Origin of the sequence: Rhodococcus yunnanensis NBRC 103083, assembly GCF_001895005.1 — a bacterium.
GTDB classification, from domain to species: domain Bacteria; phylum Actinomycetota; class Actinomycetes; order Mycobacteriales; family Mycobacteriaceae; genus Rhodococcoides; species Rhodococcoides yunnanense.
Genome location: NZ_BCXH01000015.1, coordinates 155,561 through 172,665 on the forward strand (window position 1 = coordinate 155,561; position 17,105 = coordinate 172,665).

Annotated in this window: 17 protein-coding genes; 12 read left to right on the forward strand and 5 right to left on the reverse strand. The window is 61.2% G+C overall.

The window, feature by feature from the left end; translation table 11 throughout:
- Window positions 1–66 precede the first annotated feature (66 nt).
- From RY1_RS21760 to RY1_RS21815, 12 genes are all read left to right on the forward strand, one after another.
- A complete protein-coding gene (locus tag RY1_RS21760; RefSeq protein ID WP_072806118.1) occupies window positions 67–798 on the forward strand; it encodes a TetR/AcrR family transcriptional regulator in 732 nt (243 codons plus the stop codon).
- 380 nt (window positions 799–1,178) lie between these two features.
- On the forward strand, window positions 1,179–2,828 hold the full coding sequence (locus RY1_RS21765; RefSeq protein ID WP_169914788.1) for an AMP-binding protein: 1,650 nt from the start codon (window positions 1,179–1,181) through the stop codon (window positions 2,826–2,828).
- 20 nt (window positions 2,829–2,848) lie between these two features.
- Window positions 2,849–3,709: a branched-chain amino acid ABC transporter permease gene (locus RY1_RS21770; RefSeq protein ID WP_281250003.1), complete on the forward strand. Its 861-nt coding sequence runs from the start codon at window positions 2,849–2,851 to the stop codon at window positions 3,707–3,709.
- Between the two features lie 68 nt (window positions 3,710–3,777).
- On the forward strand, window positions 3,778–4,977 hold the full coding sequence (locus tag RY1_RS21775) for an ABC transporter substrate-binding protein (RefSeq protein WP_084727703.1): 1,200 nt from the start codon (window positions 3,778–3,780) through the stop codon (window positions 4,975–4,977).
- A 35-nt stretch (window positions 4,978–5,012) separates the two neighbouring features.
- Complete coding sequence (locus RY1_RS21780) at window positions 5,013–5,837, forward strand: ABC transporter ATP-binding protein (protein WP_072806121.1); 825 nt, start codon at window positions 5,013–5,015, stop codon at window positions 5,835–5,837.
- Window positions 5,834–7,405, forward strand: a complete 1,572-nt coding sequence (locus RY1_RS21785) for an acyl-CoA carboxylase subunit beta (RefSeq protein ID WP_072806122.1) — start codon at window positions 5,834–5,836, stop codon at window positions 7,403–7,405. Before RY1_RS21780 ends, RY1_RS21785 begins: the two co-directional genes overlap by 4 nt.
- Window positions 7,406–7,435: 30 nt before the next feature.
- Window positions 7,436–8,551 carry a branched-chain amino acid ABC transporter permease gene (locus tag RY1_RS21790; RefSeq protein WP_139279943.1) on the forward strand — a complete coding sequence of 372 codons (1,116 nt, stop codon included), beginning with the start codon at window positions 7,436–7,438 and terminating at the stop codon, window positions 8,549–8,551.
- The gene (locus tag RY1_RS21795) at window positions 8,548–9,327 is read left to right on the forward strand and encodes an ABC transporter ATP-binding protein (RefSeq protein WP_072806124.1); all 780 of its coding nucleotides are present in this window, start codon (window positions 8,548–8,550) and stop codon (window positions 9,325–9,327) included. The genes RY1_RS21790 and RY1_RS21795 overlap by 4 nt, the downstream gene beginning before the upstream one ends.
- The gene (locus RY1_RS21800) at window positions 9,324–10,649 is read left to right on the forward strand and encodes an acetyl-CoA carboxylase biotin carboxylase subunit (protein WP_072806125.1); all 1,326 of its coding nucleotides are present in this window, start codon (window positions 9,324–9,326) and stop codon (window positions 10,647–10,649) included. Before RY1_RS21795 ends, RY1_RS21800 begins: the two co-directional genes overlap by 4 nt.
- A 23-nt stretch (window positions 10,650–10,672) precedes the next feature.
- Window positions 10,673–10,888: an acyl-CoA carboxylase biotin carboxyl carrier protein subunit gene (locus RY1_RS21805; RefSeq protein ID WP_072806126.1), complete on the forward strand. Its 216-nt coding sequence runs from the start codon at window positions 10,673–10,675 to the stop codon at window positions 10,886–10,888.
- Window positions 10,888–11,664, forward strand: coding sequence for an enoyl-CoA hydratase-related protein (locus RY1_RS21810; protein ID WP_072806127.1), 777 nt, complete (start codon window positions 10,888–10,890; stop codon window positions 11,662–11,664). Before RY1_RS21805 ends, RY1_RS21810 begins: the two co-directional genes overlap by 1 nt.
- A 99-nt stretch (window positions 11,665–11,763) precedes the next feature.
- Complete coding sequence (locus RY1_RS21815) at window positions 11,764–12,981, forward strand: acetyl-CoA C-acetyltransferase (protein WP_072806128.1); 1,218 nt, start codon at window positions 11,764–11,766, stop codon at window positions 12,979–12,981.
- A gap of 167 nt (window positions 12,982–13,148) precedes the next feature.
- Here the strand turns inward: RY1_RS21815 and RY1_RS21820 are convergent, their stop codons facing one another.
- From RY1_RS21820 to RY1_RS21840, 5 genes are all read right to left on the reverse strand, one after another.
- Window positions 13,149–14,327: an acetyl-CoA C-acyltransferase gene (locus RY1_RS21820; protein ID WP_072806129.1), complete on the reverse strand. Its 1,179-nt coding sequence runs from the start codon at window positions 14,325–14,327 to the stop codon at window positions 13,149–13,151.
- Window positions 14,320–14,835: a MarR family winged helix-turn-helix transcriptional regulator gene (locus tag RY1_RS21825; RefSeq protein WP_072806130.1), complete on the reverse strand. Its 516-nt coding sequence runs from the start codon at window positions 14,833–14,835 to the stop codon at window positions 14,320–14,322. The genes RY1_RS21820 and RY1_RS21825 overlap by 8 nt, the downstream gene beginning before the upstream one ends.
- 10 nt (window positions 14,836–14,845) lie before the next feature.
- Window positions 14,846–16,648: an acetyl/propionyl/methylcrotonyl-CoA carboxylase subunit alpha gene (locus RY1_RS21830; protein ID WP_072806131.1), complete on the reverse strand. Its 1,803-nt coding sequence runs from the start codon at window positions 16,646–16,648 to the stop codon at window positions 14,846–14,848.
- A 15-nt stretch (window positions 16,649–16,663) separates the two neighbouring features.
- Window positions 16,664–16,891 carry an acyl-CoA carboxylase epsilon subunit gene (locus tag RY1_RS21835; RefSeq protein ID WP_072806132.1) on the reverse strand — a complete coding sequence of 76 codons (228 nt, stop codon included), beginning with the start codon at window positions 16,889–16,891 and terminating at the stop codon, window positions 16,664–16,666.
- Between the two features lie 23 nt (window positions 16,892–16,914).
- The coding region (locus tag RY1_RS21840; RefSeq protein ID WP_281249999.1) for a carboxyl transferase domain-containing protein at window positions 16,915–17,105 on the reverse strand (191 nt) is incomplete at its 5' end.

Here is a 17,105-nt window from a genome sequence, read left to right on the forward strand (position 1 = left end):
GGCGGCACCCGTACCCTGTGGTGAGTGATGGCTCTCGTGGCCCGACATGGATGGATTGGTAGGACGGTGGACTCCTTCACAGAACCGACGCGGAGCGCAAACAGGCAGCCGCAGACTGCACGGGGAAGGAGCTCCCGCAACGCGCTGATCCGTGCCGCCCGCGAGGTATTCGAAGAGCAGAACTTTCACGAAGCGAGGATCGCCGACATCCCCGCTCGAGCTGGGATGTCGTACGGGACCTTCTACACTTATTTCGACTCGAAAGAAGAGATCTTTCGCGAAGTCGTCAGCACGGTCACCAGCGAAGTCTTCAACGCCGCCCGGTCCGGTTTGAGTCGGGACGCGACTCCAGTGGAGCGCATTCGTGATGCGACTGCCCGTTACCTCGATGCATACCAGCGTAGTGCCCGGTTGATGCACGAAATCGAGCAGATATCGCCGCGAAACGAGTATCTGCGCGAGCTTCGCCTGGAGGTCCGCTCTCCGTTCCTCCGGCGGATAGAAGCAGGTATCGACCGGTGGAAAGAAGAGGGAGTGGCTGCGGCTGACCTCGATTCGAAAATCGCAGCGAGCGCGCTCGGCGGCATGATCGAGTTCTTCGCTCGACAATGGTTCCTGTTCGGCGAGCGGTACGACAAAGCCACGGCCCTGGACACATTGACGACCCTGTGGGCCCGGGGCATCGGTATCGAGATGGCGGTGCAACGGAACACCCCCGTACCACTGAGCCCGGAAACGTCCGACGACTCGGTGTCGTTCGTCGATCAGCCGCCCGAGCGCTCCAACACCAGAGACTGATTCGACTGACGCCCCTTGCCTCAGCAGAGGCTGGGCCGTCGGTACTTGCGCATGTGAGGCGCCGTCGTTGCGCGCCAAGGCCCGGTTTGCGGTGCCGAAATTCGGCCCCTATCTGCCCATCCCAGTGGACATAATTGACTTCAATGTCATCTTGTCGACCAGGTCGCCCGATCGGAACGCGGCAGTGGTAGCCGACTGAGTTCGGCGCAGAATATGCAGCTCACGGCGTCAGTGAGGAGCTTGTCCTCTCTGCTACCGACCGATTTTGATGGTCGTAGAGGCGTAATCCTTTTGCCGCTCTTGCCAGAAGTCGATTCGTATGTCATGTTATGTGTGGCCCTCGACACACAGGGTTGTGGGTTCTGATGGAGAGGCGCCAGGTGGTCTACAGCAACACGGTTACGACATTGGATCCGGTCGAACATCGATCGATTTCGACGGTGCTGAGGCGTCAACTTGCCGAGCGCCCAGATCAGCTTGCAGTTCGTGATTACGAACAGGATCTGACCTACCGTCAACTGGACGAGCGGATTCGTCGAGTGGGAGGCGGTTTCGCTGCGCTGGGCGTGAAAGCCGGCGACACCGTCCTTCTGATGCTCGACAATCATGTCGACTACATCACGACGTGGTTGGGCCTCACGACAATCGGTGCCGTCGAGGTACCGGTCAACACCGCCTACCGTGGGTCGTTGCTGTCGCACATAGTGAACGACTCGGGTGCCGCTGTCATCGTGATCGAAGATTCCTACCTCGAGCAGTTGTCGGATATTCGGGGTGAGATCGACCATCTACATCGCGTCATCGTTCGAGGCGCTGACAGCACGCTCGTGGAAATGCATTGGACAGCTACAGAATTCGGTGATCTCAGGTTGGCTGATCCGGTGCTGGAGGCGGCTGACTCCAAGCCATGGGATCTGATGGCGATCATGTACACCTCGGGAACGACCGGGAAGTCGAAAGGGGTGCTCGCCTCGCACGGCCTGGCATACAGCTACTGCGCCCTGCACTGGATCGAGCCAGGGGAGGTCGTCATGTGCAACCTCCCACTGTTCCACGTCGGCGGACAGTGGGCAGGCGTCTACATGGCTCTCATCAACGGCGGCACAAGCGTTATCGTGCCACGGTTCTCCGCGTCCGGATTCTGGGACGATGTATATCGTTTCGGTTGCACCCAAACTCTCTTGCTCGGCGCCATGGCGAGTTTCCTGTTCGCGCAACCTGCGCGGGAAACCGACCGCGGCCATGCTCTCCGAAACGTCAACATGGTTCCGGTGCTTCACAATCACGAGAAGTTCGCTCAGCGTTACGGAGTGCGAATCGGTACCGCATACGGGATGACCGAGCTCTCTTCGACGATCTCGATGCCATACGGATCAGCAATTCCAGGTGGGACGGGCTGGGTGCGACCGGATTTCGCCGCGCGACTGGTCGACGAACACGACTTCGAAGTCCCAAGTGGAACTGTGGGAGAACTCGTTCTGCGCCCACACGACCCGTGGGCGATGATGTCCGGATACCACGGGCTACCGGACAGCACGATCGAGGCGTGGCGTGGTCTCTGGTTTCACACCGGCGACGCGATGATCAAGGACCAGAATGGTTGCCACCACTTCGTGGATCGTCGGAGCGATGCGCTCCGAGTGCGAGGAGAGAACATCTCGTCGTTCGAGGTAGAGCGCGAGATCGCGGCGCATCCTTCGGTCATGGCCTGTGCTGTCGTGGCCGTCGCCAGCGCGCATACCGAAGACGACGTCAAGGCGGTAGTGGTCCCGATCGACGGGGAGGAGCTCGGGCCCGAGGAGCTCCTCGAGTTCCTCGTTCCGCGGCTCCCGTACTTCATGGTTCCCCGGTACATCGAGATCGCACAATCGTTGCCGACCACGCCAACCCAGAAGATCAGGAAAGCCGAGCTGCGAGCTGCCGGCGTCACGGGTGAGACGTGGGACCGCGAGCACGCGGGTTACCGCGTTACCAAGAACGGCCTTCAAGCCCCGAATTCAGAACCGCGTCGCAGCCAGCGAAATATGTAAGAGGTAAAGCCATGAATATGATGTCACTCATCATTGATACCGCGCGTATCAGTGCAATTTACGCCTTATTGGGACTCGCCTGGGTGATGGTTTTCAAAGCGAGCGGAATTCTCAACTTCGCGGTCGGTCAATTCCTCGTCATCGGCGTGTTCGTCTACTACGCGCTCGATCAAGCAGGATTGCCGTTGGTAGTCGCCTTCCTCGTCACTCTTGTGGTGATGTCGATGGTCGGAGCCGCAACGTACATGGGTCTGGTCAAGAGAGTGGTAGGCCTGCCCATTCACGCGCCGATCATGTTGACTTTTGGTCTGTCGATCCTCTTGGACGCAGTCATCGGCGTCGTGTGGGGCCCGGCGAGTCGCAACCTGACGGCACCGTTCACCGATGTGCGTTATCGATTCGGTGACGTTGCGTCGATCAGCCGTCTCGAGATCGCGGTGGTCGTGCTGGCAGCCACCATCTTGGCCGCGATCGTAATCCTCCTGAAGTTCACGAAAGTCGGAACGCAGATGAGGGCATCGAGCGAGTCACCGCTCCTTGCCAGCCAACGCGGTGTGCGAATCAATCGGCTGATCGCACTGGGCTGGGCCATCTCTCTGATCGGCGCCACTGTCGGCGGGATCGGATTCGCATACACCTCCGCTGCATCCACGAGCCTCGTAGAACTCGGCCTGCGCGGCCTCGCTCCCGCACTCGTAGGCGGCCTGGACAGCATTCGCGGTCTGGTCGCAGGTTCGATCATCGTCGCATTGAGCCAGACGCTCGGCGTCTACTTCTTCGGCGGCCAGGCATCCGAAGTCACCGCCTACGTATTGCTGATCTGCGTCCTGTGGATCAAGCCGACCGGACTGTTCGGCCGCAAGAGTGCCGTACGTGTCTAGCTGAGCGGACAACCGAAATTCAGCTTTTCCAGACTCTCGGATAATTCCCTCTCAAAGCAAGGAAGAAAATGAGAATTCCTACTCGTAAGACCATTGCCTCACTGGCAGCATTGGCGGCTGTCTCATCGCTGGTCGCGTGCAGCTCGGATGGATCAGGCGATGGCTACCAGATCGGTGTCATGACCGATCTATCCGGACCGTATTCACGGCAGTCACAGACATGGATCGCAGGACTCCGGTCGAGCATCGATCAGACCAACAAGGCCGGTGGAGTCAATGGGCGCCAGATCGAGTTGATCGAGCGGGACAACGCGAGCGATCTGCAGCGTGCTATCACGAACTTTCGTGAGCTCGACAGCGCTGATGTAATCGCCAACTTCGGCAACAACTTGAGCAATATAATCGCAGCGGTCGCACCACAGGCCGAGTCGACCAAGATTCCCACCGTCACACTGACCGACGTCCCTGCCGTGATGACCCCCGAACCGCCGTCATATGTGTTCTCCGACGAGGTTCCGACGCCGACGTGGGCTGCGCTTCAACTCGACTATGCTGCAAAGCTGTTCAAGGATCGCGGGATAACGAACCCGAAGATTGCGGTGTACACGATCGAGACTGCATCTGCCGAACCGTACCGTGCAGCGATCGTCGAAGGAGCAAACGAACGCGGCTGGACTGTGGTGGCATCCGAATCAGCGGAGCAGACAGCCACCGACGTCACGACGCAGGCACGCAGCATTGCCTCCGCCAAGCCGGACGCGGTGGTGACCTATGTCGTCAACATCGTCCAGGCAATCACTGCATTTCAAGCGCAGGGACTCCCGCGACCTGTCCCAGTGATCTCGCAGAAGCAGTCCGGCGACGTTTCCAATTTCGAGGCGATTGCCAAGATGGGCCAGGATTTCTCCGCTATGCGTTCGTTCACGATGCCCTACGAAACAGACGTTCCCGCCGTGAAGGCCATGCGCGACGCGATCGAAGCGGCCGGTCAATGGAAAGACGAACTGGAGACCAGCGAGTACACGACGCAGGGATACGTCGATGGACTACTGATCAAGAATGCACTCACGGTGTGTGGCGAAGAGTGCGACCGCGATGGATTCCGAAATGCACTGCAGGACACCACGGCGTTGGACACCGATGGCCTGTCGGGCGCATTCGGTCAAGACGGCAACCACCGGTTCGTTGCCGAGGGGAAGGTCTACAGGTGGGATCCGTCGAAGAACCTTCCGTTGCCCCTCGACGACACATGGCTGAACGCAGAGTGAGCCCGAACAAGAACCGCTAAGAATCACGGAGAATCATGACTGCTGAAACTGGGTCCATGCTCGAAGTACAGGGGATCAACCTCTCGTTCGGTGGAACGCAGGTGTTGCGAGAGGTGAATTTCGGCGTCCCGAACGGACAGATCATCGGACTCGTCGGTCCGAACGGCGCAGGTAAGAGCAGTCTCCTCAATGTCATCAGCGGTCTGTACAGGGCGCAGTCCGGACACGTGATGTTTCAGGGACAGCCCCTTACTGGCAGAGCACCATGGAAGGTCGCCAATCGCGGCGTGGCGCGGACCTTTCAAAATGTCGAGCTCGTCGACGATTCCACACTCGCGGACAATGTGCTCCTCGGCAGGCACAGGCACAGCAAAGCCACCCTCATCGAGTCGATCCTGCACGTGGGACGGGCGGTGACAGAAGAACGCGCAGGCCGCCGGATGGCAGCCGAGTTGTTGGAGATGGTCGGACTCGGTGGACGAGACAATGAACTGGTAAGCAGCATGTCGTTCGCCGAGAAGAAATTGGTGGAAATCGCGCGAGCACTCGCGCTGGAACCAACTCTTCTGCTCCTCGACGAGCCGGCTTCGGGCATGAGCTCCCGCGACAAGCATGCGATGGTTGCGACGCTGCTGTCGCTCAAGAAGGAACAGGGGCTGACTCAGGTGCTCGTCGAGCACGATATGCAGCTGGTCGGAGCGGTGTGTGATCGAATCGTGGTGCTCGACGCAGGAGCCGTAATCGCAGAAGGGCCGCCCCGAGAAGTCCTGGCCCTCAAAGTCGTTGTGGACGCGTATCTGGGCGCCGACGACTCGAAGAACAACGACATCGGCTCTGCCGACATTGAGGAGACGCAGTGACTGCAAACGACTGGACCGAGGTGATCGCGGGAGCGCGTACCGCCCAGGCGGCGGTACTCGACTCGGCACGACCTGAGGCGGTGCAGAAGCAGCGAGGCCGCGACATGCTCACCGCCCGTGAGCGAATCGCCGTCCTGGCCGACGAGGGCTCCTTCATGGAGAGCGGCGCGCTCGTCACCCCGAGCCCGGAAACCGTGCACCACACGGGAGACCGTCCTGTGCCTGCAGACGCAGTCATCACCGGACGCTGCCTCGTCGACGGCCGACCGGTACACGTCATGTCCATGGATTTCACAGTGCTCGGCGGAAGCATCGGAACCGTGGGATCGCTGAAAATCGATAAGCTCGTGGAGCGATCGCTGACCCTCGGGATTCCACTGGTCATGCTCCTCGAGGGAGGCGGACACCGGATTCAAGAGGGGCTGGACGCTCGACATTTCGCCATCGGTGCACCGCTGTTCAGGATCTTCACCAAGCTGTCCGGATGGGTACCGATCACTGCGGCGGTGCTGGGGCCTGGATTCGCGGGAGCGTCGAACTATTCCGCCATGGCTGACTTCGTCGTCATGCGCCGCGGGACATCGCAGATGGGCATCGCCGGTCCGGCACTCGTCGCGGCGGCCACCGGGGAGATCACCGATGCCGAAAAGCTCGGTGGCGCAGCGGTGCAGGCCGACAAGAACGGCATCGCCGACCTTGCGGTGGACTCGGACGAAGAAGCGGTCAATGCCATGAAGGAGTATCTGGCTTTCCTTCCCACGAACGCCCAAGCGGAGCCTCAGAACCGTACGCACAACGAGACGGAAGCTGACGAACCGGTCGACATGACGGACATCGTTCCCATCAGCACACGCAAAGCGTATGACGTTCACAAGGTTATTGCTGCGATCGTCGACGACCAAGAGTATTTCGCGATCAAACCGGGGTATGCGCGCAATCTCGTGACGGCGCTGGCGCGAATCGGCGGGCGGCCGGTGGGCATTATTGCGAATCAGCCGAAGGTGATGGCCGGTGCGCTCGATAGCGCTGCGTGCGAAAAGGGCGCCCACTTCGTTTCCCTGTGCGATGCATTCGGCATCGCTCTCGTATATCTCATCGACGTCCCGGGCTTCCTGGTGGGTTCACCAGCCGAGGCGACCGGTCTGGCTCGAAGGAGCGGCAGACTTGTGTTCGAACTCGGACAAGCTACAGTTCCGCGCTGCAGCATCGTCCTGCGTAAAGGCTACGGTCTTGCATACGTCGCAATGTGTGGTGGCCGCAGCTTCGACGCCGACCTTGCCGTCGCATGGCCATCTGCGGAGATCTCAGCAATGAGTGTCGAGGGTGCCGTCGACGTGATGTTCAAGAAGGACTTCAACTCTGCTGACGACCCCGACGCTCGGCGTGCCGAGTTGATCGCGGGCTTCAAGAGCCAGCTCGGTGGCGTGTACGGCGCAGGTGGGTACGGAATCGACAATGTGATCGAGCCATCCGAGACCCGCGCGAACTTGCTGGCCGTGCTTCGCGACGCGCCGCTGCGCCGAATCGAAATCAACCCTCCTCGGGTCCATGCGATTTCACCCATCTGAACAGGCGACACGGATACCTCAGGAGACATCGTGATCGATAGAACAGCAGTGCGGCCGGAGACTGACAGTCCGGGAACGGAAAGCCCGCCCGTGTCGATGCTCACGCAGCTCGGCAGGTTCGTTGCGTCGCACTCGCTGATCTGGGTGGCTGCATGGATTCTGATGCTTGCGGTCCTACCTGGAATCCTCGGAGCTCGATGGACCGACGTTGCAGTGCTGGTGTTCATTGCAGTGATAGGTTCGGTCGCGCTGAACATGGTCACCGGAACAGCCGGTCAGATGTCGCTCGGTAATGCCGCGCTCATGGCTGTCGGCGCATACACGGCGGCAGGCATGACGTATGCGAACCCGGGGATTCCATTCATCGTGACGATCATCGTCGCGGCAGCGGTGACAGGCATCGTCGGCCTGCTGGTAGCGGTACCCGCGCTGCGTATGTCCGGGCTGTACCTGGTCATGGCGACACTTGCACTTCAATTCATCGTCCAGTTCGCGGCGCGGAAATTTCAGCTCGCAACTGTCGGCGAAGCCGGGTTCCAAATGCCCCGTCCCAGCCTGTTCGGATTCAAGCTCGACAGCGGGAACAACTGGATCTATTTCACCGGAGTTCTCGCCATTCTTGCCCTGCTGGGATATCGAAATCTGCTCCGCAGCAAGTTCGGTCGCGCATGGCTCGGTATCCATCACCGCGAGCAGGCAGCGGAAGCCCTCGGCGTCAATGTGAGTCGCTACAAATTCGTGGCGTTCGGAGTCAGCTCGATGTTCATCGGACTGCAAGGCGCGGTATTCGGCTACTACCTGTACGGCGTCGAGGTGGACACCTTCACTCTCGCGCTTGCCATCAGTTACGTGGCGATGATCATCATCGGTGGAATGGGCAGTCCGTTGGGCAGCCTGCTCGGCGCGATCTTCGTGATCGCGCTCCCGTATCTGGTCCAAGACATCATCGGATCGATGTCGACCGAAGTGCCTGGCGTGAGGCTCGTGCACGAACACCTCTTCGACGTGCAGAAGGGCCTGTATGGGTTGGCGATCATCGCGTTCCTACTCCTCGAGCCCAGTGGTCTTCGAGGGCTGGTCGGAAGGGTATCGGGTGGTATCCGACGGCTCGCGGCGAAACGTGTATCGATCGAAGGAGAAGCATGAAGGAAGTGATGTTGGATTGCCAAGGCCTGGCCGTTGTGTACAACCGAACCGCAGTCGGTGTCGACGACGTGACATTTCAGGTGGACGAAGGCGAGATCGTCGCGCTCGTCGGGCCGAACGGTGCGGGAAAGTCGACGACGCTGCGTGCCATCGGTGGATTCCTCAAATCTGAGGCAGGCACGGTGTCGGCCGGGAACATCACGCTGTTCGGAAGCGACATCACAGGGGAACAACCTTTTTCCATCGCTCGACGAGGCGTGGCCTTGATCCCGGAGGACGACAAGATATTTCGGAACCTGACCGTAGAGGAGAACCTCGAGGTCGCGCCCGGGAGCAAGAAAGATCAAAGCAAGATGATCGAGTTCGCGCTCGACGTCTTTCCGATACTCGAGGAGAAATGGAAAGTGCCTGGTGGCCTCCTCAGCGGTGGCCAGCGCCAGATGCTCGCTATCTCGATGGCGTTGTCGAATACACCGAAACTTCTGCTCGCGGACGAGTTGTCTCAGGGCATCGCGCCAGTTCTCGTCACCGAGATCATGCGCGCGGTAGCTCGCATCAACGCGGAGCTGAATGTCGGGGTCCTCTTGGTCGAACAGAATGTGCGGGCGGCTCTGGGGATTGCGGGGCGGGTGAACGTGATCGAGGGAGGGAAAGTTGTCTGGCGCGGGACTGCCGACGACGCTCGTGACGACGATGCATTTACCAAGGCGTACATGGGTCTTACCGAGGACAGCGCTGAGCCAGCAATGACAGATGTGAAAGGACTGCGAAAATGAAGAGCCTACTGATCGCAAATCGTGGCGAGATCGCCTGCCGCGTGATCAAGACGGCGAAATCGATGGGCATTCGAACCGTGGTTGTGCATTCCGAGTCCGACGCCGAATCGCGGCATGTCCGGGAAGCCGATGAGGCTGTGCTGATCGAGAGTGATCGGCCGGTCGGTGCCTACCTCGATGTCGAGGCAATCACGTCAGCTGCTGTTGCCACAGGGTGCGAGGCCGTCCACCCGGGATACGGTTTTCTCTCCGAAAGCTCTGCGCTTGCCGACCGGGTACACGAGCTAGGTCTCACGTGGGTAGGCCCGACAGCCGAGACCATTCGAATGATGAGCAGTAAGGTGAACGCTCGCGATCTGATGGAACAGGCAGGTGTACCGGTCGTGCCGGGCGCTCGTCTGGAGGACGCCTCGGACGAGGACGTACTCGACGCGGGACGCCGAGTGGGATATCCGCTCCTGGTCAAGGCCGCTGCAGGTGGCGGCGGGATCGGCATGCAACGTGTAGACGATGAATCGCGCCTCCTGCAGGTTCTCGAGCAGGTTCGATCGGCCGGAGGCCGATTCTTCGGCGATTCGACGACCTTCCTCGAACGGTTCCTCGTGTCGGCCCGGCATATCGAGGTTCAGATCTTCGGCACCGCCGATGGCCGCGTCGTCGACCTGGGCCTTCGAGACTGCTCAGTGCAGCGCAGGCATCAGAAGATCGTCGAGGAGAGTCCCGCAGTGGGACTGTCCGAGGACCTGATAGCTGCGTTGCGCACCGCCGCACGGAACGCAGGAAGTGCGGTGGCATACCAGAACGCGGGGACTGTCGAATTCCTCGTCTCCGGAGACGAGTTCTTCTTCCTCGAAATGAACACGAGGATTCAGGTGGAGCATCCAGTCACCGAACTGGTGACTGGAGTCGACCTGGTCGAGATGCAGCTGCGGTCAGCGGTAGGGGAGATCGTGCTGGTCGATCCGGTCGAAGTTCGCGGTCATGCGATCGAAATGCGTTTGTACGCAGAGGATCCCGTCCGATTTCTGCCGAGCCCAGGGCCACTCGAGCACTATCGGGAACCGACGGGCAACGGAATCCGTGTCGACCGCGGCTACGACCAGGGTGATGTGATCACCAGATTCTTCGACCCGTTGATCGCGAAGCTGTGCGTCTATGCAGACGACCGCACTTCGGCCGTCGCTCGTGCACAGGCCGCTCTCGCCGACTTCGAGGTATCCGGCCTGATCACCAACCTTCCCTTTCTCGCTGCACTGGTCGACTCCGATGAGTTCGATGCAGGCGGCTACGACACCAATATCTGTGACCGAATCAAGCGGTGACAAGTGCTGAAAGGCAATACGAAATGACCAGATCAATCGAATCGGATATGGCCGCAGGTGTGTGGCAGGTCAGTGTCGCAGTCGGCGACATTGTTCGTGAGGGCGACGTTCTGATGGTGCTCGAGTCGATGAAGATGGAGATTCCGATCGAGTCACCCGTCGATGGCACCGTCGAGTCGATCGCAGTCGCAGCGGGCGACGCAGTTGTCACTGGACAGGAACTGGCCGTGATCTCCTGATGGAACCAATCAAGAGAATAGTGGACGTCGACATCGGTGATCGCGTCGCCACTATCACCCTCAATTCGCCGCACAACCGAAATGCACTGTCGCGGGCACTGCTCGTGCAGCTAGCGGATGCCTTGAGGGTTACTTCGGGGCGTGATGACGTCTCGGTCGTAGTGCTGACCGGGGTCGATCCAGTGTTCTGTGCCGGGGCCGACCTCAAAGAGCAGACCGAGGAACACGTACCGAACCAGGTTGGCCTGATCGACATCATGGTCGCGATCGACCGGCACACATGCCCTGTCGTCGCCCGTGTTGCAGGTCCGGCGCGAGCCGGAGGTATAGGCCTGCTGGCCGCCTGTGACATCGCAATCGGCCTGACCGACGCGACCTTTGCGTTCACCGAGGTAAAGATCGGCGTCGTTCCGGCAGTGATCTCGTTGCCGGTGTTCGAGCGGATGGGAACCGTTGTTGCACATCAATATTTCTTGACCGGTGAGACGTTCTCCGCGATTCGGGCTGCGGAGACAGGCCTGTTGAATGCAGTGGTGGCCGCCTCGGAACTGGACAACGAAGTCGATCGGATTGTCGGTCTGCTCAAGGAAGCCGGCCCCAACGCGTCGACCGAGACCAAAAAGCTTCGTCGACGCTACGGTGGCCCGATTCGGATCGAGCTCCTCAACGAACTTCAAACGCTGTCCACCAGCTTTTTCGCGAGCGGCGAGGGTCAGGAAGGGATCGCCGCATTTCGCGAGAAGCGCACACCTGCTTGGATGCAATTCGCGTCGTGACGGCAGGGGTGCGTGCTCGCCGGAACGCGATCTCGATCTCGATCGGATGCCCTGCGTAGTCGGTACATTGTTCGATCAACTCACTTTCAAGGAAGTCACATGCCGGAAGCCGTCATCGTCTCGGCCGTCAGGTCACCAATCGGAAGGGCCGTGAAAGGTTCGCTCGCATCAGCGCGGCCGGACGACATAACGGCTCAGATGATCCGTGCAGCACTGGACAAAATACCGGAACTCGATCCCGTCGATCTCGACGATCTGCTTCTCGGTTGCGGACTTCCTGGAGGCGAGCAGGGATACAACATGGCCCGCAACGTTGCCATAGCGCTCGGTTACGACGCACTACCCGGCACCACCGTCACGCGGTATTGCTCGTCATCGCTGCAGACAACTCGTATGGCGTTCCATGCCATACGATCCGGAGAGGGGCACGCATTCGTCTCTGCGGGTGTCGAGACTGTATCGCGCTTCTTCAAGGGAAATTCGGACTCGATCCCAGACACCCGCAATCCATTGTATTCGGATGCAGAGCGCCGCACTCGTCAGATCGCCGAGGGAGCTCTGCATTGGACCGATCCGCGCGTGGACGGACTGATTCCCGATACCTACATCAGCATGGGGCAGACGGCTGAGAACGTCGCGCAACTCACAGGAATAAGCCGTGAAGAACAGGACCGATGGGCCGTCCGCTCACAGAACCGTGCAGAATATGCGACGAAAGCGGGTCACTTCGCCCGAGAAATTTCATCGATCACCCTGCCGGATGGATCAGTTGTTTCCGATGACGATGGACCGCGATTCGGCACTACATACGACAAGGTACGAGAACTGCGGCCTGTATTCAGGCCCGAAGGTTCGGTGACAGCGGGCAATTCATGCCCACTCAACGACGGTGCCGCCGCTCTGATCATCGTGTCCGATATCAAGGCGAAAGAACTCGGACTGACCCCCCTTGCGCGCATTGTATCGACCGGTGTGTCAGGTCTGTCACCAGAAATAATGGGTCTCGGACCGGTGGAAGCATCCCGCAAAGCGCTGGCTCTGGCAGGAAAGACCGTCTCCGATGTCGACCTGTTCGAGATCAACGAAGCGTTCGCCGTGCAGGTGGTGGGGTCGGCGCGAGAACTCGGTATCGACGAAGACAGGCTGAACGTCTCGGGTGGGGCCATTGCCCTCGGGCACCCATTCGGAATGACTGGTGCTCGAATAACCGCGTCTCTCATCAACAACCTGCAGACATACGACAAGGAAATCGGCTTGGAGACGATGTGTGTGGGCGGAGGTCAGGGAATGGCGATGATCATCGAGAGGATGTCCTGACCGTACAGCGCTCGATCCGACTCCCATTGCCGCACTGCGCAAGTGGGGGCTTGCATCGATCAGTGGTCCGCGCCTGAGACGGGCGGCGACCCCCACGCCGTCCGCCCGGTGCATCGACGACGATCCGGAACTCAGGTCGGCGTCGACGCATCCGGGCGTCAGTTCACTCAGTTGCGGATGATCAGGGCGTTGCCCTGCCCGCCGCCGCCGCACAGTGCCGCTGCGCCAACTCCGCCGCCGCGACGCTTCAGCGACAGTGCCAGGGACAGAGCGAGACGCGCGCCGGACATTCCGACGGGGTGGCCGAGCGCGATGGCTCCGCCGTGGATGTTGACCTTCTCGGGGTCGATGCCGAGTTGGCCGACCGAGGCGAGGGCGACTCCGGCGAAGGCTTCGTTGATCTCGACGAGATCGAGGTCGCCGACTTTCAGCTCGCCGTCCTTCTCGAGTGCCTTGGTGATGGCGTTGGCGGGCTGATGCAGCAGTGAGGTGTCGGGTCCGGCGACGAACGCGGAGGCGCCGAGTTCAGCGAGCCACTCCAGGCCCAGTTCCTGAGCCTTGGTCTTGCTCATCAAGACCACCGCGGCGGCGCCGTCGGAGAGCTGCGATGCCGAACCTGCGGTGATGGTGCCGTCGGCCAGGAATGCGGGACGGAGCTTGCCGAGACTCTCGGCGGTGGTACCGGCGCGGATACCTTCGTCGTCGGTGACGGTGGTGGTGCCGCGGCGGCTCTTGATCTCGACGGGCACGATCTCGTCGGCGAAGGTCTGGTCTTCGGTTGCTGCGGAGGCAAGTTCGTGCGAACGGGCGGCGAACGCGTCCTGGCCCGCGCGGTCGAGGTCGGTGGCCTGGACGTAGCGGTCGGTGGCCTCGCCCATGGAGACGTCGTCGAATGCGCAGATGAGGGCGTCCCGGTCGAGAGCATCATCGAGGGCTGCACTGCCGTAACGGAATCCGGTGCGGGCGCCGCGTGCGAGATACGGGGCGTTGGTCATCGATTCCATACCGCCTGCGACGACGATGTCGGCGTCACCGGATCTGATGAGACGGTCTGCGTCGATGATGGCTTGCAGGCCGGACAGGCACAGGTTGTTGATGGTGATAGCCGGTGTGGTCAGCGGGATTCCCGCTGCGGCTGCGGCTTGGCGTGCGGGGTTGGGGCCGACGCCTGCCTGGACGACGTTGCCCAGAATGACGGCATCGACGGCGGAGGCGTCGACGCCTGCTTTGGCGAGTGCACCGCGGACTGCGTGCGCGCCGAGGTCGGTGGCGCTGAGCGATGCGAGTGCTCCGGCCAGTTTGCCGATCGGGGTGCGTGCCCCTGCGACCAATACGGTGTCAGTCATGGTGGATTTCCCTTGGTGTCGAAAGTGTTGCCGATCGAAGATGCGGCGTGGTTGGGGTGGCGAGAATGTGGTGTCGGACAACATCGAGTGCGTCGAGAATTGCGCCTGCTTCGATTCGACGCGCAGCGTCACGCGACAGCATTCGTTGTGCCCGTTCGAGAATCGTGGATCCGGGCGCGGTCAAGGTCACCACGTACTGTTGCGGCTTCCGCGGATTCGGTGTGCGCACAACGAGACCCGACTTCTCCATGGCGCACACCGTCACCCCGATGCTTGTCCTGTGCCGAACCAGGTGACGTCCGAGCTGGCCGTAGGTCATCGTGCTGTGTTCACTCAGCACTTCGAGAACCTCGTAACGCGCCCAGCTCAACCCGAGCCCATCGAGTGATTCTTCCAATCCCGCTCGAACGGTATCGGCGAGCCGCAGCAGCGCCACGACAGCCTCCATCGAGTCGGACGACTCGGTGGCCGCGGAACTTTCCTCCGGCCACTCACGCGCCGCTGTCATGGTCGCGACCTCACTTCAGTTCGGCGAGGACGGTGCCCTGTGTGATGGCGGATCCGGGGGTGACGGTGAGGCCGGTGACTTTGCCTGCTTTGTGGGCGTTGACGGGGTTTTCCATTTTCATGGCTTCGAGGACGGCGATGAGGTCGCCTTCTTCGACGTCTTGGCCTTCTTCGACGGCGACTTTGACGACGGTGCCTTGCATGGGTGCGGTGACGGCGTCACCGGATGCGGCTCCGTTTGCGGCGCCGCCGCGTTTACGTGGCTTGGGCTTACGCCGTACAGCACCATCAGAGGCAGCGCCGTTGCCGCCGCCGAGGGTGAACTGGCCGGGGAGGGAGACCTCGACGCGGCGGCCACCGACCTCGACGACCACGGACTGGCGGGGTAGTGCTTCGTCCTCGTCCAGGGGCTCGCCTGCGGTGAAGGGGGGTACCTGGTTGTCCCATTCGGTTTCGATCCAGCGGGTGTGGACGTCGAAGGATTCTCCGTCGCCGATGAACGCGGGATCGGAGACGACGGCGGAGTGGAACGGGATGACGGTGGCGAGGCCTTCGACCGTGAATTCGGCGAGTGCGCGACGCGAACGAGCCAATGCTTCGTCGCGGGTGGCGCCGGTGACGATGAGTTTGGCGAGCATGGAGTCGAACTGGCCACCGATCACGCTGCCGGATTCGACGCCGGAGTCGACGCGGACTCCGGGGCCGGAGGGGGCGATGAAGGTGGTGACCGGTCCGGGGGCGGGGAGGAATCCGCGGCCTGCGTCTTCGCCGTTGATGCGGAATTCGAAGGAGTGTCCGCGGGGTTCGGGGTCTTCGGTGATGGAGAGTTCTTCGCCGTTGGCGATGCGGAATTGCTGCAGTACGAGGTCGATGCCGGAGGTTTCTTCGGTGACGGGGTGCTCGACCTGCAGTCGGGTGTTGACCTCCAAGAAGCTGACGAGGCCGTCTTGTCCGACGAGGTATTCGACGGTGCCTGCGCCGTAGTAGCCGGCTTCTTTGCAGATGGCTTTGGCGCTCGAGTGGATTTCTTTGCGTTGGGCTTCGGTGAGGAACGGGGCTGGTGCTTCTTCGACGAGTTTCTGGAAGCGGCGTTGCAGGGAGCAGTCGCGGGTGCCTGCGACGATGACGTTGCCGTGTTGGTCGGCGATGACCTGGGCTTCGACGTGGCGGGGTTTGTCGAGGTAGCGTTCGACGAAGCATTCGCCGCGTCCGAATGCGGAGACGGCTTCGCGGGTGGCGGAGTCGAAGAGTTCGGGGATTTCTTCGCGGGTGCGGGCGACTTTCATGCCGCGTCCGCCGCCGCCGAAGGCGGCTTTGATGGCGATGGGGAGGCCGTGTTCGTCGGCGAACGCCAGGATTTCGTTGGCGTCTTTGACGGGTTCTGCGGTGCCGGGGACCGAGGGTGCTTTGGCGCGGGCGGCGATGTGGCGGGCGGTGACTTTGTCGCCGAGGTCGCGGATGGACTGCGGGGAAGGTCCGATCCAGATCAGGTTCGCGTCGATCACGGCTTGGGCGAAGTCGGCGTTTTCGGAGAGGAATCCGTAGCCGGGGTGGATGGCGTCGGCGCCGGTTTTTTTTGCGGCGTCGATGATCTTGTCGATGACCAAATACGATTCGGCGGAGGTTTGTCCGCCGAGGGCGAAGGCTTCGTCGGCGAGGCGTACGAAGGGGGCGCCCAAGTCGGGTTCGGCGTAGACGGCGACCGAGGTCAGGCCGGCGTCTGCTGCCGCTCGTATCACCCGGACTGCGATCTCGCCGCGATTGGCGACCAGGACCTTCGAAATCTTCTTCTGTGCAACACCATTGACACTCATGCGGAAATTCTTTCTCTATCGGCTGTAGCGGGCATTGACGAACACGGCAGGGGCGCTGCCGAGTCCGTAGCGATGAAGGTCTGCAGGTGAACCCCATCCGCCGAGAGTGGACATCGGCGGATGGGAGGCATGGGGCACCGCAGCACTGGCAGCCGCGAGCACCGCGACAATGGCAGCGACCTCGGATTCGGACGGGTTTCCCCGAAACTGCACGGCAGCAGCCTGATTCGCTTCGCCGCTCATAGCATCATGATTCGCTTCGCCGCTCATAGCGGTATGTTTCCGTGCTTCTTGGGCGGGAGGGTGACCTGTTTGCGTTCGAGGAGGCGTAGGGCGGCGACGATCTGTCCGCGGGTGTGGCTCGGTGGGATGACGGCGTCGAGGTATCCGCGTTCGGCGGCGATGTAGGGGTTGACGAGGGTGTCTTCGTATTCTTGTTGGAGCTTCAGGCGCAGCG

Coding starts and splice junctions, on each gene's coding strand:
- RY1_RS21825 (WP_072806130.1), bottom strand. CDS start 14,835: ATGACAGCGGCGCGTGAGTGGCCGGAGGAAAGTTCCGCGGCCACCGAG.
- RY1_RS21835 (WP_072806132.1), bottom strand. CDS start 16,891: ATGAGCGGCGAAGCGAATCAGGCTGCTGCCGTGCAGTTTCGGGGAAAC.
- RY1_RS21770 (WP_281250003.1), top strand. CDS start 2,849: ATGTCACTCATCATTGATACCGCGCGTATCAGTGCAATTTACGCCTTA.
- RY1_RS21820 (WP_072806129.1), bottom strand. CDS start 14,327: ATGACTGACACCGTATTGGTCGCAGGGGCACGCACCCCGATCGGCAAA.
- RY1_RS21805 (WP_072806126.1), top strand. CDS start 10,673: ATGACCAGATCAATCGAATCGGATATGGCCGCAGGTGTGTGGCAGGTC.
- RY1_RS21815 (WP_072806128.1), top strand. CDS start 11,764: ATGCCGGAAGCCGTCATCGTCTCGGCCGTCAGGTCACCAATCGGAAGG.
- RY1_RS21795 (WP_072806124.1), top strand. CDS start 8,548: ATGAAGGAAGTGATGTTGGATTGCCAAGGCCTGGCCGTTGTGTACAAC.
- RY1_RS21830 (WP_072806131.1), bottom strand. CDS start 16,648: ATGAGTGTCAATGGTGTTGCACAGAAGAAGATTTCGAAGGTCCTGGTC.
- RY1_RS21810 (WP_072806127.1), top strand. CDS start 10,888: ATGGAACCAATCAAGAGAATAGTGGACGTCGACATCGGTGATCGCGTC.
- RY1_RS21775 (WP_084727703.1), top strand. CDS start 3,778: ATGAGAATTCCTACTCGTAAGACCATTGCCTCACTGGCAGCATTGGCG.
- RY1_RS21780 (WP_072806121.1), top strand. CDS start 5,013: ATGACTGCTGAAACTGGGTCCATGCTCGAAGTACAGGGGATCAACCTC.
- RY1_RS21800 (WP_072806125.1), top strand. CDS start 9,324: ATGAAGAGCCTACTGATCGCAAATCGTGGCGAGATCGCCTGCCGCGTG.